We start from the raw sequence: 22,368 nt of genomic DNA, 5'->3' as shown, positions 1-22,368 counted from the left end.
CAGTATAGCCACCTCGCGCAAGATGGGGCCAGCACATGCCGGCCCCTACTTCACCTTACTGACGCAGCACGGTCAATTTTCCGCATCTGCTGAGCCAGCAACTTGCGCTGCTGCTCATAGATGGCACGTTGCTGCATTGCCTCATCGTCACTGCGCGTCCCCAGCAGGTTTTCTGCCCGGTTCATCCGCGTCATGACAGCCTGTGCACGGCTGGCTGCCCCAGCCCTTTGCATGTCGCCAGTGCTCGCCATCTGCTGCGCAATCGCCGCAGCCCCCTCTGCATCGCCGGCAATTCTCAATGCCTTGTACTGCTTTAACAGGCGCGACGCATCGTCCATTGACTCCCTGACCACGGAATCCCGCCCGCGATCCAGCGCGTCAGGATTCGCCGACAGCCGGCCAATGACCGGAAGATCCAGCCAGCTTTTCTGCGGATTAGTCAGTGCATCACTCCCCTGCAGAATAAAACCGGCGATCCCGCCGCCATACGACCGGGTCAGGTTCAGGATCATTTCCGGGCTGATGTCAATGTGGCCAGACTGCGCTGTATTGCCACCCGTACTGCGGTTAAGCCAGTCAGCCAGCCCTGCGGCCCAGCCGGTCCGGTTCCGCCGATACGCACGGTAGGCCTCAGGCGTGATCGAGTCGTCTCGGCCGGGCACCAGTGGAAGGCCGAGATAATTCACGTTGTTCGCGATCTGCGCGAGAGGCTTGGCAATCGCTGGCGTGGCCGCAACAAACGCGGCCTTCTTGCCGGCACCGTCAGGTGCATTCGTCACAGCGCGTGCGACGTCGCCAAACGGCGGCGGCAAGAACGCAACTGCAGAGCCTTGCAGCAGGCTGCCAGCAGCACGCCAGCCGGCACCCTCCCCGCCATACAGCATGTCGGTCATGGCGCTGGCCGTAGCCGTCACGAACGAGAAGTCTGGCGGAACCGGAATTTTCGCATACGGTCTCTCCGGATTCCCGGTCGGGATCAGGATGTTGCCGATGCGATCATCCCGGTACGCCGGGTTGTTCATCAGATCGTCCCGCTCGTCGTCATCCATGCTGCCCAGCAGTGCCAACTGCGCCAGCAATGCAATGCCACCGAACGCGGCCATGGCCGTCTGCACTCGCCGGTTCTGCATCGTGATGGCGGTGTTGCGGATGCCCTGCACACTGGCGTTGTAGAACGGGTACAACGCTGCCATCCGTATAGCGTTCTCGCCCGCACCCTTGCGGTTGAAGTTGAGCGTGATCTCCTTGGCGACTCGCGCGGCCGAGGCGCTGTCCTGGCCCTGAGACAGGGCCGATTGGTATGCGGCAAACCGCACGCCAGTCTCCAGCGCCGACCCTGTCGCCAGGTAGTAGCGCCAGAGCCGCCGAATCACCGACTTGGCCTTGGGGCCATTAAAGCCGGGCTCCGCAGCACGGATGGCGCCAAGCAGGTCTGCACGCTTTTCAGCCAGCTCCCGCGTGACCTGAACAAACCCGGTGCGACCACCATCACGGCGAAACGCGCTGAATTCAGGTGACTCTCGGCCAGTGAATTCATGCCGGAATGCCTGCCCCAGACTGCTGGACAGCACGCCCGGGCGCAGCATGCCACCCACGATACCCTTGCCAAATCGCCCACCTTGAACCGCGACCGACTGCAGGTCACGCAGGAACGCCACCGGCCAGAACGACGGGCTGGCCGCGGTGTAGGTCATCGACAGCAAGCGCGTCAGGGCCCCGGCCCGCTCAAGCAGCGCCGACATTTGCGGGGCATCCAGGTTGCGGGCAGACTCGACCAGTGCCGGGTCATTAATGCGGACCGGCACGTCCCGGCCGTCAATGCGCGCGATCAGGATGTCGTGGCCAAAATCCACAGGAAATTCGCCCTGGACGATTTTCCCGTCTCGGACATATTTCCGCAGATCAGTCGGGTCAAGCTCAAACAGCGGTTTGCCAATCGGTGCAACGGGCATGTTCCCCCGGAGAGAATGGGCCAACGCCACAAACACGCCAGCCACTCGGTTGCTCTCACCACGAGCAATCGCATCCTCTGCCTGACGGATCACTTGTTCCGTGATATTTGGCGCCACGCTACTACGCCCTGTTCGATGCCGGGCACCGCCCTTCACGCTGAACCCGGACTGCTTTCCGGGCGCGCCGCCTGCTGCTGCAACGCCGACCTGCTCTGCCAAAGGCACATAGTGCTGGAACATCTGCCGCCAGCCATCTACGGTTTCCTTGGATTCCAGCCCATACTCAACATTAAGCTGGCGGGATTTCTCCACCAGCGCATCAAGCGGAACGGCAACCGCCCTCAGCCGCGTCAGTTCGTCTGGCGAAAAGCCTCGCACCGTCACTTGGCGTGCCGCCACCCGGCCATGTGCGCTTGCCGTATGCTCATTCATGATGACATCACGCCCTGCCATTAGGTCAGCCGCCTGCTGGTTGGTCATGGCGCTACCGCCATCGCTGCTACCGCCACGTTCAGCTACATGTCGGTTTGCCTCATGGGCGTGACGAGCCAGCAGATACACATCGAATCGGTCAGGCCGGACACGGTTCTGCGCCATGGCATCCGCCAGCGCCTGCACCTCGTTATCGCGCAGATCGGCCATTCTCTCGGCACGACGGCCGTGATAGCTGATCTCGGCATTTGTGGGCGACAGCCAGGCCGGGACGGCAATCCCCATGCGGCGCAACTGTGCCTCGACACGCTCAACCCGGCTGAACCTGTTGGCCTGCATGCGGATCTGTTTTTCCGTCCAGGTCTCGGGCGCAATTTCATTCCCGGCCGGCTGGCCCGCACGCAGCGGATTGCGAAGGCTGTAGCGCGCATCGTCATCGGCGAATGACTGCCCATCTCCATCCCGCTTTGCACCAGACAGCAGTTCGGCTATAGTAAAAGTGCGCCCCGAGGTTGGTTGAGCTGTCCGAACTGTGGTTTCCGCAGTGGAGTAGGACGGCAAGGTTCCCATAGGGGCGTTTTCTATTTCTGCCGATTCAATTGCATGCAGATTCCTTCTCCCCAATTTTCCCGAGTAGTCCTTCACCGTCAGTTTCACACGGTACGGCCTCCCTTCAATGATCGCCGGCGCGTATAGCCTGTGAATGGCCTGTACATCAGGATTACCGTGTTCGGCATCAGCGTGCGATTCAGCCACAACAGCGCGGTCAACCAGCTCGCGGATTGCAGCAACCGCCTTGCTGTCGGCGGCCGAAAGCCCAGGGTTGTCACCCATTTTCTGCCGGTCCACCTTCGCAATCACCAGATTCCACCCGCTGTCCTGATTACGCAGTGGAACACCGGCATGCTGAATCTCCCGCAACAGCTTGTCAGCCGCCTGAGCCAGCCCCTTCTTGCTCAGCCCATTGCCCAGTTCCAGCCCCGTCAGCGTCACCGCCTCAATCGGTGGTAGCTGGAACAGCCCTTGGCGCTGGCCAAACGGCGGTGCTTTCTGGTCGGCAACCGAAGCGGCGGGTGCGCGGTCCGTCATGGCCGGCACTTGCAGAGCCGCACGGGCCAGAGCGTGCAGTTGCGCGGGAGTTACACGGCCGATCTGGATGCCGAATCGACGCTGCGTCCATGCCTGCACCGTACCCATGATGTCACTGACCCATTTGCGAATAGACTGTGGTGCCTGGGCATAGTGCTCGATGGCGTAGGCCGCAAATTCCTCCGTTCGCAGCGAGGCCCCCGGGTTGGCATGCCCGACACTCTCAGCAGCAGCGCGCCAGAACGCTCCGCCACGCATGGCACGCTCAATGCGGTTGACTCGGGCCATCAGGCCGGTCCACGCCTTGTCTCCCAGCAGAGACTGGCCGCCACCATGAAACGCTTCATGCAGCAGTACAGCGGTCGCATTGTCGGCATTCAGGTTGCCCGCCACCAGGTGGACCGTGCCATCTGCATCCGTCATCCCCTGCACGACCGTATCAGCCGGGGCCGTGCCGGGCAGCGTGGAGGCATCGGCATGCAGCACAACACGACCGCCGTCGATCAGCCCGTCGATCAGTCCACCCATGTCGCCGGACTGCAGCGTGGTACGCAAGGCGTCGGGAGTGAACCCATTGCTCTGCGCGGCGTCAGGGGCCTCATCCTTGTCATTCAGGCTGAATCTGCGCCCGGCCGGATCAGCATCACGCTGTTGCGCGTCAGCAAAGGCTTGGGCCATTACTGTCGGCACCGGCTCAGATGCCGACATGGCATCCATCACGGCATTGTCGTACTCGGCGCGACCGATATGACCATCCGCCGCCAGCGCATCAAGCTCCTGCTGTTTGCGCGCGTCGAGCTCGGCCAGCGCCGCTTCCCACTCCGTCTGTCGTGCAGTGGTCGCATCCGCTTTCGCCTGGCGTTGCGCTGCCTGTTCCTGCAACACAGCCGGCGTCATGTCCCCCCCGTGGACCTCGACCGGCTGCACGCTGGTCGTCTGGATCGACGTGGTTGCCGGCGGCGTGCCGGCGGGCTGAGCCATGCCGAGGCGCTGACGCAGGTCGCTGGGTTCCTGCGTCGGTACATCGCCGTGATATTCACGGGCTGCCGCACGCAGCGTCTCTTCCAGGGAGTCCGTCTCCGACAGGCTGCCGGCCAGATTTCCGCCATCCGGCGCGGCGGCTTGTGTTTGTGCACCAGCCAAATCCGGGGCGCCGCTCGCTGCGGCACGATCCGCCCCACGGTTCAACAGCTTGGCGCCGGCATGGCCTGCTCCACCCATGATGCCACCCTGTACTGCGGTAGCAATCGCGGTATCACGCATGTCCCCCAATATTTCGGACCTGAAATCACCCAGCGTTTTCTCGGGAGTCAGTGTCGCGTAGTCGAGTGCTTTTTGCGCAATCGTCGCAGCCTGTTCGCTGGGCATATCGCGCAGCAGGTAGCCAGACAGCAGGCGCGCGAACCCGGCTTTACCCAACTTTTCTGCCAGAAAGCCAAGGCCCAATTTTTCGCTGGCAGCCTCGGTCAGCCCGTACGCTGCACCGTGTAGCACGGCCTGTGCGGTAGAACGGCCTGCGTTTTTCGCATCGCTGTACGCCTGCACACCGCTGTCGGCCCCCATAACGCCTAGCGCTACATTCGGGTTGCGCGTGGCCACGGCTGCCGCCAGTGCCGGCACAGCGCGTACGGTCGATTGCAGGCCCCCATAGGCAGCACGCAAGTCCCTGTTCTGGATGTCGGGCTGGCTAGCTTCAGCCAGGCGTTCATGACGAGCAACCAGATCGCGGCCGGCAGCAGCAATCCGCCCGCCGACATCCTCCGGCAGCAAACCATCCGGCGTGATCGCATGAATCAGGTCACCGGCCCCCTCGATTGCACGGCCAACTGCAACGCCGGAACTGTCGCGCAGGGCCGAGACCAAACCAGGCAGAATGCCCTTGCCAAGGAATGCAGGATCAGCGGCAGCGGCGCCGGCCGTCTGCTGGGCCTGGGCCGGTTTTGCGCTACGGATCTGTTCTGCATCGCGATTTTCAGTGGCGCGCATGAGCGAATGATTCTGCGCAGCCGTGGCCTCTTGCCGGGCAGCTTGCTGATGGGCTTTCCCTGCCTTGATGGTGCGTGCGTAGTCGCGGATTTTTGCGACGTAATCCAGCGTCTCCGGGTTACCCCACCGGGTCGAATTGGTGCCGGCATTGTAAGCAGACAGTGCGGCCGCATAATCGCCGCGGTAGCGGTCCAGATTCTCGCCCATCAGCCGCGCGGCGCCATCAATGGCGCTGGCCGGATCAGACGGATCGACCCGCATGGACGACGCCGTTTTCGGCATGAACTGCGCAATGCCTCGGGCACCAGCAGGAGAAACCGCACGCGGATCGAACCTCGACTCCTGAAACAGTTGCGCGGTCAGGATGTCGACGTCGATGCCATGCCGCTGAGCTGCGGCGGTGATCAGCGGGGCATATTGAGCTGGAGCAACCAGGTCCGCAGCCGTGACGGCGCGGCCGCGAGAGTCGCCCTTAGGCGCACCGACTGGCACGCGTATGCCCACAGGGGGCTGGTCGGCGAGGTTCAGCAGGCCAGATACATCGAGGTCCACGCCATCAGTGCCAGTGATCGGGGGTTGAGTGTCGGCCATGCCGGTCTCCAGAAATGCAAAAACCCGCCGAAGCGGGTTGGGTGGACGATGCGATACGATCTCAGATGGTCTATTTATACGTCATGACCAATACTGCAAGGCTGATGCACAGGAGCATTTGACATGCTGATACTCTCTGATCTGAGCGAAAAGCTGGTAACCCTTCTTCAAGGGGCGAGGTATAAGCAGCCGACTCATATTGATGAGCTGTGCCCAAGATGCCGACAGCACATGTTCAGGGTTTCCCGAGTCATGCCCGCCCCAGATTTTGGGGATGAGGCACAGCACCGGCTCTATGAATGCCATGCCTGCGGCTATGCCGAGATGAAAGTGATTTACTGAGCCAGTGCGTCAACACGTTGTTTTTGCAGCAAACGCCAGAATTGGCTTTTGCAAAAACGCGGCATGCCATCATTCAAGCAGCAGCGATGACTGCGACTGCCACTCAAGCGCGGTCAGGCGCGCGACCAGCCTCGGTTTGACGAAGCGCCAGCGGCTCAGGCCCTTGCCGCACAGGCTGAACAGCCGATTTGCCACCGGAGGTATGCCCTGCCCCAAACTGGGGGTCAGGTGAAGTGCGGTCATCGACGCAGAAAATTCGGCTTTGTGCCGGTCATAGAGTCGAGTCACTTTGTCCGTTCGCGTGTACATTGGGCCGTTGGCCAATAAAAAAGCCCCACGGAAACCGTGAGGCTGAAAATTGAATCCCCGCTCATGGCGGGGTGCTGTGCTGTTTACTGCCCGAGGAACCCTGTCACGTTGCCACGTTGCCGGCCGGTTGATGGCGGCGTGGTAGTCCCTTGTTGCCCTTGCCCGAGCAACGCATCAATGCGCTGCCTGTGTTCGGCATTCTCCCGACGGAACTCGCTGATCTGGTTCTCCAGATCAGCGACCTTGGCGGGATCGCCGGACATCAACGGATCGTTCTTCATGCCCTGCAGTTGACGGATGTTGATGTCATTGCTGCGAATCATCCCTGCCAGAGTGTTTGCCGTGCGAACATTCTCCGAACGGTCCGCACTGGCCGGCATGTCCGGAAGCTGCCCCACTGCCCCCGTATTCCTGTCGAGCAGCACGCCGCCATCCACACTGTACGGCGCCGCGCCACGTTTGGCGCTCTCGAACTGCTGACGGGCAGCCAATGGCACCCTGCCGTTGAGCGTCAGCACATCCAGATCGTTACCCATCCGCGCACCGCGAGCGTCCTCCAGGCTCTTGGCGGCCGAGGCCTGCCCCGGGTTGAGCTGCGCATAGGCGGCAGAAACCTTTTTGTACAGATTCCCCATGAGCTTGGCGTTCTTGGGTGAAATCAGATCCGGACTTCCCAAGGAGTCAACAACGCCCTTAACGTCCGGCGTACTCATCCCGGTATTCAGCGCAATGGCCTGTTGCACCCGTGGGCTGCTCATGTCGAGCGGCAGCTTTTTGGCTTCCTCCACCCCCATGGCGCCCTGATTCTTGAGCTGCTGTTCAAGCAGGGTTTTCTGCAGATCGGCACGCGCCTTGGCTTGCGCCGTTTCGGCAGAGACATCGGCCGCATATGCGGCCTTTGCCATATCGCCCAGCCCGGACAAGATTCCCGCCTGGATCAGCCCGCTCATTGCATCACCTCGTTCGCAGACATGCCGGGCTCCATCTCGTCAGGCGCGCCAACAGGCGCCGGCTCGGCGGGCTCTTGGTCGGCAGGAGCTGCCTGCCCGCCCCCGCCCTGCGTCAGCGTTTTGCCGTACTCGATGGCATCACGCGCCGTCGATTCAGCATCCTGCACCACCCCCAGCAGCGCGAATGCTTCCGCCAGGCGTTGCGCGATTTCCACACTGGCCGCCGAGAGCATGCCGGTGTCGATCTGCATACCTGCCTGCTGCGCCGCCTGGCGCTGCCCCAGCAGCGCACGAACCACGCCGCCGCCAATGGCCTGCCCGGCATCACCCTGCTGGGCCTGCGCCACCAGTTGCATGAACGCGTCACGCTGCATCAGGTACTGCAGGGTCATCAGTACCAGCTTGGTGTAGATGCGTTGCCCACCGCTACTTTGCCCCTGCTGTTCAGCCATGCCGCTATTGATCAGTCCAGCCATCAGCGAACCCCCTTGATTTTTTCCTGTTGCGTGGCCTGGGCGACGGCGGCTGCGACAGCCTGCTGCTGTGCGGCCTGCTGGCCAGCGGCCAGCAATCCTGTCGGGCGCGAGACCTGCCGGAACTGCTCGCGCTGCGGTGTCGCCCACGCGGCATTCCGCTCCTGACGGTCGAGCTGTCTGTTGCGCTGCTTGATCGCTTCTTTCGCCATCATGGCCTGACCAACGGCCGGCAGAATCGTGCCAGCCGCCAGCCGGGCGGTCTTGTTCCCGGCCAGTTGCTCCAGTTGGTCAACGCCCTTGCTGGCAATGTTTTTCGCGCCATCCATAAAGCTGCTCAGCGCCGGCATAAACGAGCCGTCGAGCGAGCCGAACATGCCATCACCGCCGCTGAGCACCCCGCTGCCGAAACCGATCTGCTCAGCCACATTGCTGTCACCGAACGGCGAACCGGACACCATGTCCGTGCCGGCGGCGGCCTCCGCCGATGGGCCGGACAGGTAGTCGATACTGTCATTGCCGGCACCACTGAATCCGAAGTCAAAGTCCATCATTTCTCCTATCTCCTACTCACTGCTACTGGAGCTGCTACTGGAGCTGCTGCTGGAACTGCTGCTGGAACTGCTGCTGGTGCTGCTGCTGGTGCTGCTGTTGTCGCTGTTGTTGCTGTCGTTGCTCGATGCCGGCGCGCCCATGGAGTTGTTGAATCCAACAGCGCTATTGACAGATCGTTGGTGGCTCGCGCCCCATCCGCCATCGTTGTCCGCACCATTGCTCGCTGCGCCATTGCTGGCCGGCCCGCCCAGACTGTCGTTGAAGCCGACAGCCGCATTGGTGTTCCTGCTCGACACCCCCCATCCGCCGGTATCATCACCGCGCATGCTGTCCGCAAACGAGGCAATCCCCAGCAGCCCGCGCGAGACTGCCATGTCACCGAACGGGTTGCCGGTAGTGACACCGTTGAGCATCCCCATGCCAAGCAGCCCAGTGACTGCCGCCGTGGCGTAGTCGCCTTGTTGTGCCGATTTGGTTGCGCTATAGGCGCTGCTGATTGCCTGCGCCGGTTTGGCGAATCCCAGCATGCCGATTGCCGGCGCGGCCATGGCCGACAGAGTCGCCTCTTTCGCATCCGGGCGGCTCTGGTCGACCGACATCATGTTGGCCATCACGCCAAATTGCGGCGCCGCAATAGACAGTACCGCTCGCGCCCAACGGCCGGCCGTCGAGTTGAGTGCCCCCTGTACGCTACTTGCCATTGAAGCACTGCGCGCCGCCGCATCTGCGCTGACCGGCCCGGCCGCATGCTCTGCATTCCCGCCACGCTCCTGCCCGGGTGCAGTCGCCCATCCGTTCTCGTCGAGTGCATCAGCGGCGTCCATGCCGGCTGACAGCAACCCACGGAACGAGCCCCCCTGTGTCCATGCCATCAGCGCCCCCCGGGCTGTGTCGGCACAGCCTTGACGTCCGGGTTGTCAGCCTCAACGCTCCACTCTTTGGCCCAGCCCGGCTGCGCGGCAAATGCGCTGTTCATCAGCGCGATGTTGCTGTCTCGCAGGGTCTTGGCTGCATCGAGCGCAGTCTGCTTGTCCTTGGTGGACATCTGCGCCGCCTGCAGCCGGGCGACGTTATCCTGATAGATCGCGTTGGCCTGGCTGATCGCCGACAGGTAGTTCTGCCGCAGCGAGTAGTTCTGTGTCTGGTCGATTTTCCCGGTGTCAAACGAGTTGTTCAGCGTGGACAGGTCGCGGTTGTACTGATGCTGAACCGCCATGTTCTGCAGGGCATAGCTCTGTTGTTGCTGGTCCTGCGCGAATTTGTTCTGCCAGTCGACGTTGTTCATCCGGTTCTGGAAATACCGCTGCGCATCAGGACCGGCGATGTCGATTGCCTTGGACACCATTGCTTCCATGGCAGCCTGTTCGCTCATGCTGCTGTTGAGCAGCCCACGCGAGGCGAATGACATCCGCGCCTGGTCACCGGCCTGGCGAACCACAGCGTTATTCGGGTCGAGCAGGTTTTTCAGTCGGCCTTCGATGGTCTCGCTCGCCGCGTCGACCTGACTGTTGACGTTCGCGTCGTAGTGTCCCGCAGGGGTGCGGTTGGCGATTTGCTGCTGCATGCCATTCAACCCCCAGTCGTAGCCCTTGAACTGGCCAACCTGATTCCAGTGATCGGCGGCGGACAGACCGCTGGCAGCAATTTCGTCTGCATGGGCGGCGCCGTAGATACCGGCATAGTCATTCGGATCGAACGACTGGTTGCCGATCTGCACCTGCCCGGTTTTCGGGTTGTAGACCCCGCTGTATCCCGCACCCCATGTCCCCGCAGTGCTGGCAGCCTTGTCACGGGCCCACTCGGCCCCGTTTCCACCGGTGTACTCGGCAGAATTGAGGAAAGCCATGCCGCGGTCTGCGCCACTCAGATTTTGCCCGGACCAGTAGTCGAGTCCGGCCTGATCGGCGTCACGCCCTAGCAGGTTCCGATAATCTTGCTGAATGGCATTCGTGCTGGAGTTTTTTGCCCGGTACTCGTCAGATGACCGGATACCATCAAACACGCCACCCAGACCGGAACTGTCTCCCTGCTTCGACCAGTAGTCGAGACCAGCCTGATCCGCATCCCGGCCCAGCACGTTTTTGTAGGTTTGCTGGATGATCGAGGACGTGTCGTTCTTGGCCCGGTTTTCGGCCGAGCCGAGAAAGCTGTTCTGCACGTCCGCATAGGACATGCCGCCGGACGCCATCTGCTTTGTCCAGTAGTCGAGCCCCGCCTGATCGGCGTCACGACCCAATACGTTCTTGTACAGATCGTTGATCTGGTTTTTCGCATAGGCGTCCTGCGCACTGGAGGCGCCGGTGTTGATGCCTGAGGCCAGTAGAGCCATCGTGTTCTCCGTTATCGCTGCTCGCCTCGCAGCGAGTAATACAGGCTGATGCCCGAGAGGGTGAAGGCAGGCGTGTCGTCCGACTCATGCCAGATCAGCGCCCCAATACTGGTACCGACCCCATCGAGGTGAACAACTGGGCTGTCCTCCCCTGGCCCGGTCCAGATGGCATTACCGAACTCGGCGGCGCCCCATGCCGCCCCATGCCGCTGCGCATCGACGCGGTACACGATCGAGGGGTCATAACGCAGCCCGTCGTAGTCGAATGTGTGCCGGGCGAGCAGCTCGATCGGCTCTGCCGCATTGAGTTCCAACGCCATACGGTGGAACCGCTTTTTCTGCGCCGGCCGCTTGAGGTAGTGGAACGGAAGCGCGATCCGGGCGGCAATCGGCGCACCGTCAAACGATGTCCCGCTGTCTTCCAGCATTACCCAGCCATCGGTAGTGCCGAACACGTTGAATTCATCGCCATCCGCATCATCGCCATTGGCGAATGTGCTGAACTGGTGCTCATAGCGAAACGTCGTGAACGCCACCGAGTTCGGCTCGATCACTGGCGCCGGTCGCCACACGGCAGCAGTGATCCCCATTCCGCCGGGCAGGTAGATCCGGTACTGGTTCTTGCGCTTCACCGCCCGTGCAGCAATCGCACTGGTCGTCGCTGCGTCAATCAGCGGTTGCGCCGCGTGGCTGAGCAGTGCCGCGCTGAATCCGCCAAACGACTGCGTAGCGGCCAGACTGGTCAGGCCCCGCGAGTCGAGAAACAGCGCGTTACCGGCAGTCTCCACGGCCGAGTTGGTTCGTGCGCCGATGTCCTGCGAGTGCGTGGCCAACTGCCAGTCGGCCTTGCTGGCTCCGGTAAGAAACACGATCCGGCCCCGGCAAAACACCGCGAACACATCCCCTTTGAGCGATGCCATGCCAGTGATCTCGTCAGAGACCCCGAGCAACCCCGCAGTCGTGGTGTAGCGCATCGGGTCTCCCAGGTTACTGTGCTGCAGTTGCCCGTTCGGATAGGCCAGGAACAGATGGTTCTTGAACTCAGCCACACGGCGAGGCCGGTCAGACCGGTCTGCGCGGGCAATGCGCCAGGCGCTCGACGCGGCACCGGCAAACTCGGCCACGGTCAGCACCAGCGTCGTACCGGAATAGCTTTTGACTTTGCCCTTCAGCCAACTGGCCGGCGCGGCCGGGGCCCACGCCTCCAGCTCGTCACCTACCGCCCAACTGCGCGACGTCTCGACGACCGTAAACGTCAGGTCGCCTGCAGCCGGCGTCACCGCATTGCTCGCGGTCGCCTCGCTGCCCATGATTGGCGCCATGAATGTCACTGTGCTGCCGTCGCATTTGAATGGCGGATTGACACCATCGCAGCCATACCAGGCCCGGCCAGCAGTGGCACCAATGAAGTTTGCTACTACCGCCTGCAGGCTGCCGCCGGGGCGAAAGAGGTCACAGACCAACTGCCAGCCGGTCAGCGACGACCGATAGAGCGCCGCGGCCGTCCCCTCGGCATTGTCGCGTAGCGCAAACACCTGGGCGTTGAATACCGCGACGCCGCGCACCGGGCCGCTGCCCGGTACCTTCCCGATCTTGGCGCGCAGATATGCGACGGCAGCGCGGCGACGAGCTCGGTAATCCGGCGAATCAAACGTGCCTGCGGCTGCATCGGTAGCCAGCGTTGCCCGGGCTTCTGCCAGTACAGACAGCGTCTGACCGGCGGTCAACGAGCCGGAGACGTTGACCAGCACCAGCACATCACCCTCGATTGCCATGATCTCGGCCGAGCCACTGGGGGTAGTGGCAATATCGCCAACCGACAACGGTGCGGTCATGTTGCAGGCCGTGGCAATGTAGTACCGGGCCGTGGATGCCAGCAGGCGGCCATCGAATCGTTCGTACCCATCAACGCGGCGATACCCGGACAGGCCATAGACCTGCTCGATATTCTCCGCAGTCAAGCATCTGCCGGCTGCAATCTGCATCGGGCTGGCAGCCAGGTCCAGCCCGCCGGCCAGCGGGGTGTAATCCATCTGACTCATTCGCCCCCCTACGCCAGTGGATAAGCGGTGGCAGGCAACGATTCGATGCGATCAAGCGAAACCCCGCCACGCCGTAACATCTGCCGCTGGGTTGCATCCATCTGTGCCAGCAACTGCTGATAGTTCCGCTCTCCGGTGGCATACAGATCCGGAGCGCTGTCGTGCCCGGCGTAGTGCATCAACGCTCGCCAGACAATCGCCATGCGATACGGCACCGGCATCAGCGGGACGTCAGCATCCGAAATCAGGTCATGGCTGTCCCGGTAGTAGTCGAATGCCATACTGACCGGCGTATCAGTGGCGGGCGCCAGTGCGATACGCCGATCAGGGAGCCGGGACCAGACGAGTCGCGCACCGGGCAGCATCTCGGACAGCAGGCTGAAATCAGGCTCGAACCGGCATCGAGCGCCACCAATACGCATGGTATCGGTGACGATGCGCCCTACGTCGGTCAGTTGATAGTCGCCAGCCAGATCCACGCGGACGGCATGAGCCGGCAGATCAATACTGACCTGACGCCACATGAAGTCCCAGTCACGCGGCAGATTGAGGATGTCCTGATAGCCCTGCCGGACCCAGGCGATCAACTTGGCGTTGATGCCGACCTGGCCGGCGATTGCGGTCGGGCCGTCACCAGACAGGCCGGCCTCCATCCGCAGGCGCCGGCACAGGTCAAGGAAGGTCATATCAGCCCTTCACACTGTACGGATAGCTCGGCACCTCGCGCGGATCGAGCGTTTCCGGGTCGTACTCGACCTGAACCGCGTTTTGCAGCACGGACAGCACGGCACGCGGCACCGTCACGTCGACACCCCGCTTGATCAGATAGCTCACGCCATTGACGCCGACGAACACATCGCCAGCCTCGCCACGCTCCTTGCTGATGTGGATGACGACACTGTCGTTTTTGCCCTTGGGTTGCCTGGCAGCTTGCTTGGGTTCGGTGGATTCGGTCTGTTGGATCTCGTCCATATTCGCTCCTTGGAAAGAGAAATGCCCGCACTGGGCGGGCACTTCGGGTTACTTACAGGTCAGTGACAGCCACTTCAAGCCGCGCCATCCAGGCCTCGTTCAGGCGGATGGCGGTGAAATAGGTTTTCCAGCCCACCGTCCCTCGCTGGCCGAGGGGATCGCCGCCACGGGGAGTCCCCGGATTCAGCACCATCGGTGTGATGGCCGTGGCGCCCTTGAGCGCGACCGTGCCATAGGCGTCCTGACCGACGATCACGATCGGATACACGTCAGCACTGGTGCCGGCGGTCGACTTCATCGCGCCTTTGGCGCCACCAGCATCCACGAACGGCGCCAACGCAGGAGACAGGATGAATCGGATGCCTTCGACCTTGCCGACTTCGTGCGGCAACGCCTTCATCGACTGTCCATAGAGTTCGACAGGCACGAACCCCGGCAGGGTGCGCAGATCGGCCTCGATGTCGGTATGGCCGAACGCGATGAATGCCGCACTGACCGGCTCGGTCTTGTAGTTCGTCGAGCCGCTCAGCATCTTGGTCACCTCCTTGGCCCGCTGAGCCTTGAGGAATCGGGTCACTGCACGCAGCTTGTTCAAACCGATGGCCGAGTTGACCGCGTTGCGGGCGGCACCGTTGCCGTAGAACACGTTGGTGCCACCGCGCAGGACACCATAGGTCAGCACCTCGATCGTCTCGGCCGCCTGCTCGCCGCACAGCGCGGTCGCATCTTTCAGCACCGGGTCTTCTGCCACATCGGCAACCTTGTCGGTGATCTCGACCACATCACCGTACTGCTGCAGCGTGGCCGGTACGTCAACGTAGTTCATGGCCCGGGGCGTCGGGGTGACCCCCTCGGACAGCGGCGTGACAGCCGGCGGGAACGGAACCGGGCGGCGGAACTTGACCGCCTCGGCCGTGTTTTTCGGGATCGGCTTGGCCTGGGCGAATTTGCCCAGCACCAGGATCGGCTCGGCGTGCGCCAGCATTTCATTGGCAGCCCACGCCGCCGTGCGCTGGCTGATCGAGCCATAGGTAGTGGTACCCATTCAAAAATTCCTCAGCGTTTCCGCGCGTAAAACTCGAACGCGGATTCAAAATCTTCGGGCGCGCCGGACGATTCCGGTCGCCCCCCTCTGGCCGGGACACCGACGGCAGATTGCAGGCGCCGGTCGCGTTCGGCGGCTACCTTGTCGGTAGCGGCCTTGGCCTGCGTCTGGACCTGCGTCTGTTCCCGCTTGAATTGCGACAGCAGCCACACACTCTCATCGGCGTCATCACTGTTAAGGATGTCGCGGACACGGAGTGGCTGCTGATTGACCCAGCCATGAAATGCCGGATCATTCACCACCTGCATCCAGTCAGGGTGCGCGGCCCCAAGGGCGGCGAACTGCTGGGTCAAGTGGTTTTCGCGCGTCAGCGACTCCGCCGGGAGTCTGGCTGCCGCCGACACGGCGGCCAGATCGGCGCGGTGTCGCTCTCGCTCAGCTTTCAGCACTGCAGCCAATTCAGGCATGTCTGCTTCCAGTTGAGCCATGGTGGCGTCGTCTTGCGACGAGGCCGGTTCCAGCTTTTGCTGCAGCGCACGCTCGGCGGCAGCGCGCCGTTCACGCTCTTCTGCAAGGCGCCGTTGCAGCGCTGCCTGCCGGCCGGCATCGCTGCGCGCCGCCTGCAGAGCCGCATCGCGCTCCGCCTTCAGCCGATCCGCGTCTCCGGACTCGGCAGCAGGCATGGCCGTGTCCGGGGGAGTGGCGGTTTTCGGGTTGCCCGCATCGGGATCGCCATCGCCCCCCTTGCTGGCAGGCTCGGTGGCGAGGGGGGCGCTGCCACCCTGTGCGGCCGAGAACTCGGCAAAGGCGTCTTCGAAGTGCTGTTCTGCCAGCTGACCGGCATTGGCGGTTTGCGCAGGTTGATTGGTGTCCATGCGGTGTTTCCTTTCACGGCGTGGTGGGTGTGCGGCCTTGCGGCGGCAGGGTGAAAAAAACCCGCCATGAGGCGGGTCAGTAACCGGTCGTCTTGGGTGCCAGCGGCGTCGGGTCCCGGGTCAGTGCCAGCACGTCGCACAGCGCGGCAATCCGTCCGCGCAGGTATTGCGACCGGTCGTGGTCGAGCGTCGGTGACTCAAGCTGCTGACGGGCATCCTGCAGGGACTGCTCCACGAATTTGCTGACAGCGCCCCAGGTGTCGGAATGAATATCGACCATCAGATGCCTGCCCCCGTCTGCAGCCGTAGTGCCGCCTCGGCATTGAACAGTTTGTGCTTGCTGTCGAGTGTCAATTCCGTTTCCTCTCGCGCTGCCTGGATCTGCGCAGCGGACAGTTCACGGTCGGACTGCAGCCGCAGTAGAGCCAGTTGGGAATCCTGCTCGGCGGTTGCCTCACGCAACTGCATGTCGTGCGCATCCAACTGGGCATCCAACTGCGCCTTGGCCAGCTCGGCGCGTGCCGCCTCAGCGGCAGCCTGTGCGCGGGCCATTTCGGTTTGCTGGCGCATGGCCAGTTCAGCCTGTTGGGCCTGCATATCCATCTGCAGCCGCTGCGCCTCCATCTGCAACTTTTGCTCGTCCAGTTGCAGGCGCTTCATATCCACCTGTGCCTTGATCATCTCCGGTGGCGGCGTCTGCGGCCCAGCCGGCTGTTTCTGTTTCATTTGCTCATCGGTCAGCACCAGCCCGTCGGCGGAAATGCTCATCGACTGCATCAACTTGCGGTACAGCGCCGGAATATCGGTCATCGGCCCGAGCACCGGCGAGGATTGCGCGAGCTGAAGCAGATTCAGCAGCCCCTGCTGCGTCTGCTCACGGACCAGCAGGGAGCTGGACCCGAGAGCGATGATCTCCATATCTCCCTTGATCGTTTCATCCTGGTCGTACTGCATGAACCAGTCGTACAGCCGGCTGAGCGTGGGTCGCAGCATGTCGTCGTCGAATCGCTTGACGATACGGCGCAGCACGGTAGACGCGCCGGACAGCAGCATGGCCATGCCCTGGGCAGTCTTGGTGACCTCGGGTGTGGCCTGAGTCTGCTGACCCTGAGCGATCTGCGGCAGGCTCGTTTCCTCGTCGATCAGTTGCGCCGCCGTCTGGAATGTCTGCATCAGCTCGTTCAGGTTTGCTGCGACCGGGAACGCTCCGAATGCTGCATTGACCGGCGTGTTGCGCTCGGTCACTTGCCAGAGCTTGCCGGGGCGCAGCACCCACTCCCCGTCGACCGGGGTCACGATCTGGCTGTTGATCACGATTTGTGGCATCACGGACATGGCCGCGTTGTCGAGCAGCATGCGCCATGCGGCATTGGCCACTCGCTGACTGTCGCGGCACAGAGCCGGGATACCGAGGCCGAACGGCCGTGTACTGTCTGGCTCCCATGCGAACACGCTGTACGGCGGTTCTCCGCTGTCGAGTGGGTTGAGAGATGCCTTCAGCACATGTCCATCGCAGATCCACACCACACCGGATACCAGCAGTAGCGCGTCATCAGGCATTTCGACACCAGCGGCAGCCAGATCCTCACGGTCAATTTCGCCGTGGTATTCCCACACCTCGTAGCGGCCGCGATCGATCACGCGTCCGTCGTTGTCGGTTGCCACCTCGTCGACCCGGCCCGCAGAAGCGCTCCGCTTGGGTTCCCCCTCCAGCAGCTCACGAATGGCGTCGGCGTCGAATCCCGGCACGCGAGCAAGGTTACGCAGCGCTTGCCGCGTCATGCGGTGACGCTCAGCCATCCACTCAGCATCGGCAAGAGCGGTCGCGGTCGGGTCGACGAAAAAATCCCACGGCGACACACGTTGCACGCTCGGGCGCAGATCCCGCGTCATTTCCATGGCACTGACAAATGCCCCCGGCGCAATCTCTCGCCGGGCCCAGCGGCGCCGGGTACGGCTCTCGATTGCGGGCCCCTTGACGATGCCCGTGCCGAGCGTGACCGCATCGTGCAGCATCTCGCGCATAACGCCGTTCATGTCACATTCGGCCGTCACATCGTCCATACGGCGTCGCATGCGCGCCGCTGCGTCATCGGCAGACGCCTGACGCTGGGTTGCCATCGGGCCGCTCGGCATGTCGGGCTCCGGTGTCGGCTGGATGTCCCAGTTTCGGTCATCGGTTGGCAGCAGCATTTCCGCCAGCCTGGCCTCGGCAGCCAGGCACTTGGCCCGCGTCAGCCTGACAAACGCAGTCGAGCGTCCCGCCCGCTCCAGCGCAGACAGCGTCTCGGCATCATACCGACCCTCGTACTGGCGCAGGTCGTCGAGCCACCGCTGTTCCAGTGCTGATTTGTCAGCCACTGCACGGTCAATCAGCCCCTGCAGGCGGGAGCCGAATACCTGCATGCGCTCCGCTTGGGCGCGCCGGCTCGCCTCGGCAATCTCATCGTCGAGAGGGGAATCAATCATGGGGATACCTCAGTAGCCGCCGGCTCTGTCAACCGCGGCGAATTGTGAAGGAACACGGATGGCAGTCACCGGCCGCTCAACCGGGTACAGCCGCACGATGGGATAGGTGCCCGCATCGTTGACGTGATCAATGCCACTGGACTTGTCCGGCTCGCCGTTTTTGTCGTATGCCTGCTGTTCCAGACCCTCGGTGAATTTCGGGCAGCGATGCGTGTTTACGCGCATGCGGCGCTGACCGTTTGCATTCAGCAGCATGGCGTTTGTCGCCAACACGCGGTCACGGACAGCCGGGTTTGCGCCAGTCACGTAGATGGAGAATCCCGCTGCGCGCAGAATGGTCAGATCGGATTCGCTGGCCCGCTTGCTGCTGGTGTTTTGACCGGATGCGTCCGGATAGATCGTCACCGCGTGCCCGCGGTCTCGCCAGCGTTCGCTGATCATCTGCGCCATCGTCGGCGTGTCGCGCACATCAACCAGTTCGTCCACTGCAAGCGGGCAGCCATTGCGGATCACGTAGACCACTGCGGCCATGTGCAGCACGTTGAAGTCCATGCCGATGTGCAGCGGCTCCCCCTCATCCATTTCGGCATCAGTGTGAGACAGCGTTCGATCAAAATTCGGGTAGACAGACCCCGACTTCAGGTTGACGAACAGCCCGCGCAGGTAGGCATCGATGAGCTCGGGCGGGTATGAGTCGAACAGCGACGAGATGTAGTCATCAGGCAGGTTCGCTTCGTTGTCGTAGGTACTTGCCTGGATCAGGCCATACAGCGCAGACAGGCCGGGCTTATCGCGCACCGCCTTGACGAATTGCTCATAGACGAACTTGAAGCCCTCCGGTGTCGTCGTGACATCGACGCCATTTTTCAGGCCATTGGCCTGGTACCGCATCCGTGAAATGATCTTCCGCCATGCTTGGCGCGCTTTCTCGGCCTTCATGACGTCCAGCTCGTCACACAGCGCCCGGCCGATCTTGAAGCCGACAATGGTCTCCGGCCGCTCCATGGACCGGCAGATTACCGTCCCGCGATAGCGTCGCCCCTCATGGATATGGACCTCCTTGTTGCTCTCGACAATGTTGCAGCGCAGCCCCCAGTCTCTGGCCACCTCCTCGACCGTCGGGTAGAAAATGTCGCGGATTTGCGGATAAGTCGGCGCGAAATACCCAGCGTTGATGCGTGGGTACTCCCAGAAATGTTGCATCAGCCCACCACAGCCGACCCACGTTTTCCCGGACCCAAACCCGGCCACGTAGGCGCGGAATTTGTGCGGCATCGCGAGGAACGAGGCCTGCGGAATGTTGAGGCTAGGCATGTGGTTTCCTTGCGTCCCTTACCTCGACCACCACCTTGACCGGTGACGGTATGTCGTCGTCGGGGTCTTTCAGCTCGGCACGCCGTTTCTCGATCTCCAATTGCTTGATCTCGGCGTCCAGCGCAGCAGCCACCAGGGCGACTCGGCGCGCTTCCAGCGACTCGACGCGCGCAGTCAGCTTGTCGATCAGCGCCGAGTAGTCCCGGACCTTGGCCGTTCTCTTGATCAGGTCGCCGCCGGTCGGCTCGCCGTCGATCTCTACCGGCTCGGTCGTCTCGGATTCGACCTCCAGCGTGTCGCCCTTGTCCTGCTCACGCTGCAGTGCCCGCATCAGACGGATGCGCGTCAGCCGCAGTTCCTCGTCGACGTTGCCCAGCTCGATGCTGGCCGCGATGCCCTGCTCCTCATCGGACAGGAATCGGCTGTACAGGCTGCCAGGGCGGGCGGCGTTGCGGTTGCCGGTCTGGTTGCGTGGGCCGGTACTCCGGCCACCGTGTAGCTTGCAGCGGGTCGAGCCAACCGCCGCATGGCGCTTGCATGGCTCCCCGCTGCGGGTTTTTGCTCCGCAGAGGGCCATGTGCATGCACCTCGTTCATGGGGTTGGTTGTTGTAATTTCAGCCGTCAAACAAAAACCCGCCGGAGCGGGTGTGTTGTCAGGGGCGCGCAGCCCTTGCTATGCACAGGGGCGATTTGCCATTCATGCCATCCAGCGCGCATCGCGCCGAGATCGGATCGGCGCCACCCTTGATGGCATCAACCACTAGGGAATTCTGCTGTGTGTTGCATACAATAGGGAAAACAACGACGCCAGCCAGAAGCGTTAGGCAAAATGCCATGCCGGCCATTTCCTTGTAGTTTATGGCATACCCTCTGGAAATGACAAAGCCCCAAGGATGACGGGGCCAGTACTTGAAATTGACTATGACACAGCCATCAAGGATGGGCCTCAGCCGTTTTCAGCAAGAACGAGCACCAAGGAGGCACTTATGAACTTTCGCGTTACAGGCAGTGCCACCGTCGAGTTTGAAGCCGATGGAAAAAAGAGTAAGAGAACATTCAAATACTCTGACTTCTCACGGGTGGCGGGAGATGTGGCCACGCTCGACAAAGATACAGGGCTTCTTCTCTACGAAGAGACCTGGAAGGCATTCGGAATGGAGGAAGGGGTAGAGGTTGAAGTTTTTGTAAGAGCTTATGAGAACGGGGAACCTCTCGAGTGGAGTGTAGCTGCAACAGGATGCACGATTGTCAGCGACGATCTCTGGTTTGAGTTTTATTAGTATTTTCTAACAGTTGCGCTGCCCCCTGGGGCGGCGCAATTGTTTTTGCCAAACGGGTTGGTGGCATCACCTGCCTTCCCGCCGCCAACGCGTAGAGCTGTCCGAGCGGGATAAGGAAAAAGTCACTCAAATTTCATATATTGGTCGTCATCACAACCAGACAGTTCGCCCATGGCTATTGTTCACGACACCAGGTTTATCCACACGGTCAGCACCAGAAGCACCTTGGCATCAGTGCCGGGCAGCCCCGCGCCTCGAACCGGGATCTATCGATGCAAGGTGTGTGGCTTTGAGGTAGTTTGCCATGCAGGAGACGAACTCCCATCTAATGCACTAGGCCACGCTGGGCACAGCATTTCTTGGCGGATGATCGTTGAGTGCCAGACCAGCATGGGACGGGGGCGGTAAACGCAAAACGCCCACCGGGTGATCGACGGGCGAACGACTCCCGCCGCAAGGCAGGAGTACACGCATATAAGCGGATTGGATAAATTATGTGCTACATAGTAGCACATAAAATCAGATCATGCGCAATGTGCCTGCGTAATTTTCTGCAGATTGTTCGCCACCATCGTCACGCTCCGGCGCAGCAGCATGTCGTAGTCGGCCTTCCTGATGCCCAACTTCCGGCTGGTCGCCTCTGGCCGGAACCGGTACACGTAGTGTGCGATCAGTTGGTCGCGTGACAGCCGAGGGACGTACCTGCTGACGATACGCTCGATGTTCAGGACATCCGTGGTCGCCGGCTGTTCGCCCATGCTGATGACGCGCTTACATGCATCGCACGGGTCTGGCTTCTCGTAGCAGAGCGGGCACCGGTTGTCGCGGAATCGGGACTCGACTGACACATTCCCTCTGCTGCGACTGGATGGCTGCCTGTTCCAGCGTCCCCACGCCTCCAGCTTTTCGTTGATCTCGGCCGGGATCATCTCTTTGACCATGAACTGTTCGCGAATCATTGCTCTTGTTCCTGTCTCGTTTTTGGTTTTGGTTGTTCAGGCGGCTTCGCGTGCCAGTTGGCACCAATCATCCAGCGACATCGCGCAGCGGTGCCGGCCGCGCACCGGAAATGCGGCCTGGCTCACGTCGTGCAGGTCCACGTAGGCCACCCACGGCCGGCGGCTGGCGCGCCAGAACAGAACCGGACGGCTACCGGTCGCCTCGGCTTGCTGCAGGGCCTGCCTCCAGTAGGCCTCGGCGAACACCTCGGTTCGTTTCGACTCGACCGCCCATCCCGGCACATCGATGTCGTGGCCACCATCCCGTGCGGCGCCGAGCCGGCGCTGAATGCTGATGCCCAGGCGCTCGGCCAGCATGGATGCCAGCTCGCGTTCACCGCGGGCGCCCTTGTCTCTGCTCATG

At 62.2% G+C, this 22,368-nt stretch carries 20 protein-coding genes; 2 read left to right on the top strand and 18 right to left on the bottom strand.

Annotated elements, in window-relative coordinates:
• Positions 1-50 precede the first annotated feature (50 nt).
• Complete coding sequence (locus tag ACYVG8_RS09165) at positions 51-6,050, bottom strand: LPD38 domain-containing protein (RefSeq protein WP_460745537.1); 6,000 nt, start codon at positions 6,048-6,050, stop codon at positions 51-53.
• A gap of 123 nt (positions 6,051-6,173) precedes the next feature.
• Between ACYVG8_RS09165 and ACYVG8_RS09160 the strand changes: the two genes are divergently transcribed.
• On the top strand, positions 6,174-6,392 hold the full coding sequence (locus ACYVG8_RS09160) for a hypothetical protein (RefSeq protein WP_112692618.1): 219 nt from the start codon (positions 6,174-6,176) through the stop codon (positions 6,390-6,392).
• Positions 6,393-6,461: 69 nt separating this feature from the next.
• Here ACYVG8_RS09160 and ACYVG8_RS09155 read toward each other — a convergent pair whose 3' ends face one another.
• The 15 genes from ACYVG8_RS09155 to ACYVG8_RS09085 form a co-directional block, all read right to left on the bottom strand.
• A complete protein-coding gene (locus ACYVG8_RS09155; protein WP_460745535.1) occupies positions 6,462-6,587 on the bottom strand; it encodes a hypothetical protein in 126 nt (41 codons plus the stop codon).
• A 197-nt stretch (positions 6,588-6,784) separates the two neighbouring features.
• Positions 6,785-7,651 (bottom strand): hypothetical protein, encoded by an 867-nt coding sequence (locus ACYVG8_RS09150; RefSeq protein ID WP_460745533.1) that lies wholly within the window; start codon positions 7,649-7,651, stop codon positions 6,785-6,787.
• Positions 7,648-8,127, bottom strand: coding sequence for a hypothetical protein (locus ACYVG8_RS09145; RefSeq protein WP_028498304.1), 480 nt, complete (start codon positions 8,125-8,127; stop codon positions 7,648-7,650). Before ACYVG8_RS09145 ends, ACYVG8_RS09150 begins: the two co-directional genes overlap by 4 nt.
• Positions 8,127-8,678 carry a hypothetical protein gene (locus ACYVG8_RS09140; RefSeq protein WP_460745531.1) on the bottom strand — a complete coding sequence of 184 codons (552 nt, stop codon included), beginning with the start codon at positions 8,676-8,678 and terminating at the stop codon, positions 8,127-8,129. Before ACYVG8_RS09140 ends, ACYVG8_RS09145 begins: the two co-directional genes overlap by 1 nt.
• 12 nt (positions 8,679-8,690) lie before the next feature.
• On the bottom strand, positions 8,691-9,503 hold the full coding sequence (locus ACYVG8_RS09135) for a hypothetical protein (RefSeq protein ID WP_460745529.1): 813 nt from the start codon (positions 9,501-9,503) through the stop codon (positions 8,691-8,693).
• Between the two features lie 47 nt (positions 9,504-9,550).
• Positions 9,551-11,008 carry a DUF4214 domain-containing protein gene (locus tag ACYVG8_RS09130; protein ID WP_028498301.1) on the bottom strand — a complete coding sequence of 486 codons (1,458 nt, stop codon included), beginning with the start codon at positions 11,006-11,008 and terminating at the stop codon, positions 9,551-9,553.
• An 11-nt stretch (positions 11,009-11,019) separates the two neighbouring features.
• Entirely contained in the window at positions 11,020-13,041 is a 2,022-nt protein-coding gene (locus ACYVG8_RS09125) for a hypothetical protein (protein WP_460745526.1), read from the bottom strand.
• Positions 13,042-13,058: 17 nt separating this feature from the next.
• On the bottom strand, positions 13,059-13,736 hold the full coding sequence (locus ACYVG8_RS09120) for a phage adaptor protein (protein ID WP_460745524.1): 678 nt from the start codon (positions 13,734-13,736) through the stop codon (positions 13,059-13,061).
• A gap of 1 nt (position 13,737) precedes the next feature.
• The gene (locus ACYVG8_RS09115) at positions 13,738-14,022 is read right to left on the bottom strand and encodes a hypothetical protein (RefSeq protein ID WP_460745522.1); all 285 of its coding nucleotides are present in this window, start codon (positions 14,020-14,022) and stop codon (positions 13,738-13,740) included.
• A gap of 52 nt (positions 14,023-14,074) precedes the next feature.
• The gene (locus ACYVG8_RS09110; protein ID WP_028498298.1) at positions 14,075-15,067 is read right to left on the bottom strand and encodes a N4-gp56 family major capsid protein; all 993 of its coding nucleotides are present in this window, start codon (positions 15,065-15,067) and stop codon (positions 14,075-14,077) included.
• An 11-nt stretch (positions 15,068-15,078) separates the two neighbouring features.
• Positions 15,079-15,942, bottom strand: coding sequence for a hypothetical protein (locus tag ACYVG8_RS09105; RefSeq protein WP_460745520.1), 864 nt, complete (start codon positions 15,940-15,942; stop codon positions 15,079-15,081).
• 76 nt (positions 15,943-16,018) lie between these two features.
• The gene (locus ACYVG8_RS09100; protein WP_460745518.1) at positions 16,019-16,222 is read right to left on the bottom strand and encodes a hypothetical protein; all 204 of its coding nucleotides are present in this window, start codon (positions 16,220-16,222) and stop codon (positions 16,019-16,021) included.
• A complete protein-coding gene (locus ACYVG8_RS09095; protein ID WP_460745516.1) occupies positions 16,222-18,411 on the bottom strand; it encodes a portal protein in 2,190 nt (729 codons plus the stop codon). Before ACYVG8_RS09095 ends, ACYVG8_RS09100 begins: the two co-directional genes overlap by 1 nt.
• Positions 18,412-18,420: 9 nt before the next feature.
• Positions 18,421-19,725, bottom strand: coding sequence for a terminase large subunit domain-containing protein (locus ACYVG8_RS09090; protein ID WP_460745514.1), 1,305 nt, complete (start codon positions 19,723-19,725; stop codon positions 18,421-18,423).
• Positions 19,718-20,302 (bottom strand): HGGxSTG domain-containing protein, encoded by a 585-nt coding sequence (locus ACYVG8_RS09085; protein WP_199489826.1) that lies wholly within the window; start codon positions 20,300-20,302, stop codon positions 19,718-19,720. The genes ACYVG8_RS09090 and ACYVG8_RS09085 overlap by 8 nt, the downstream gene beginning before the upstream one ends.
• Positions 20,303-20,712: 410 nt before the next feature.
• Here ACYVG8_RS09085 and ACYVG8_RS09080 point away from each other — a divergent pair, with 410 nt between their 5' ends.
• Positions 20,713-21,006 (top strand): hypothetical protein, encoded by a 294-nt coding sequence (locus ACYVG8_RS09080; protein WP_460745512.1) that lies wholly within the window; start codon positions 20,713-20,715, stop codon positions 21,004-21,006.
• A 524-nt stretch (positions 21,007-21,530) separates the two neighbouring features.
• On the opposite strand, the gene ACYVG8_RS09075 is transcribed toward ACYVG8_RS09080, so the two are convergent.
• Positions 21,531-21,965 (bottom strand): hypothetical protein, encoded by a 435-nt coding sequence (locus ACYVG8_RS09075; RefSeq protein ID WP_460745510.1) that lies wholly within the window; start codon positions 21,963-21,965, stop codon positions 21,531-21,533.
• Between the two features lie 36 nt (positions 21,966-22,001).
• A complete protein-coding gene (locus tag ACYVG8_RS09070) occupies positions 22,002-22,367 on the bottom strand; it encodes a putative PDDEXK endonuclease (RefSeq protein ID WP_112692634.1) in 366 nt (121 codons plus the stop codon).
• Between the last annotated feature and the right edge of the window lies 1 nt (position 22,368).

The sequence above is a fragment of the Microvirgula curvata genome, assembly GCF_054781615.1.
This window is presented reverse-complemented; position numbering and strand designations above follow the sequence as displayed.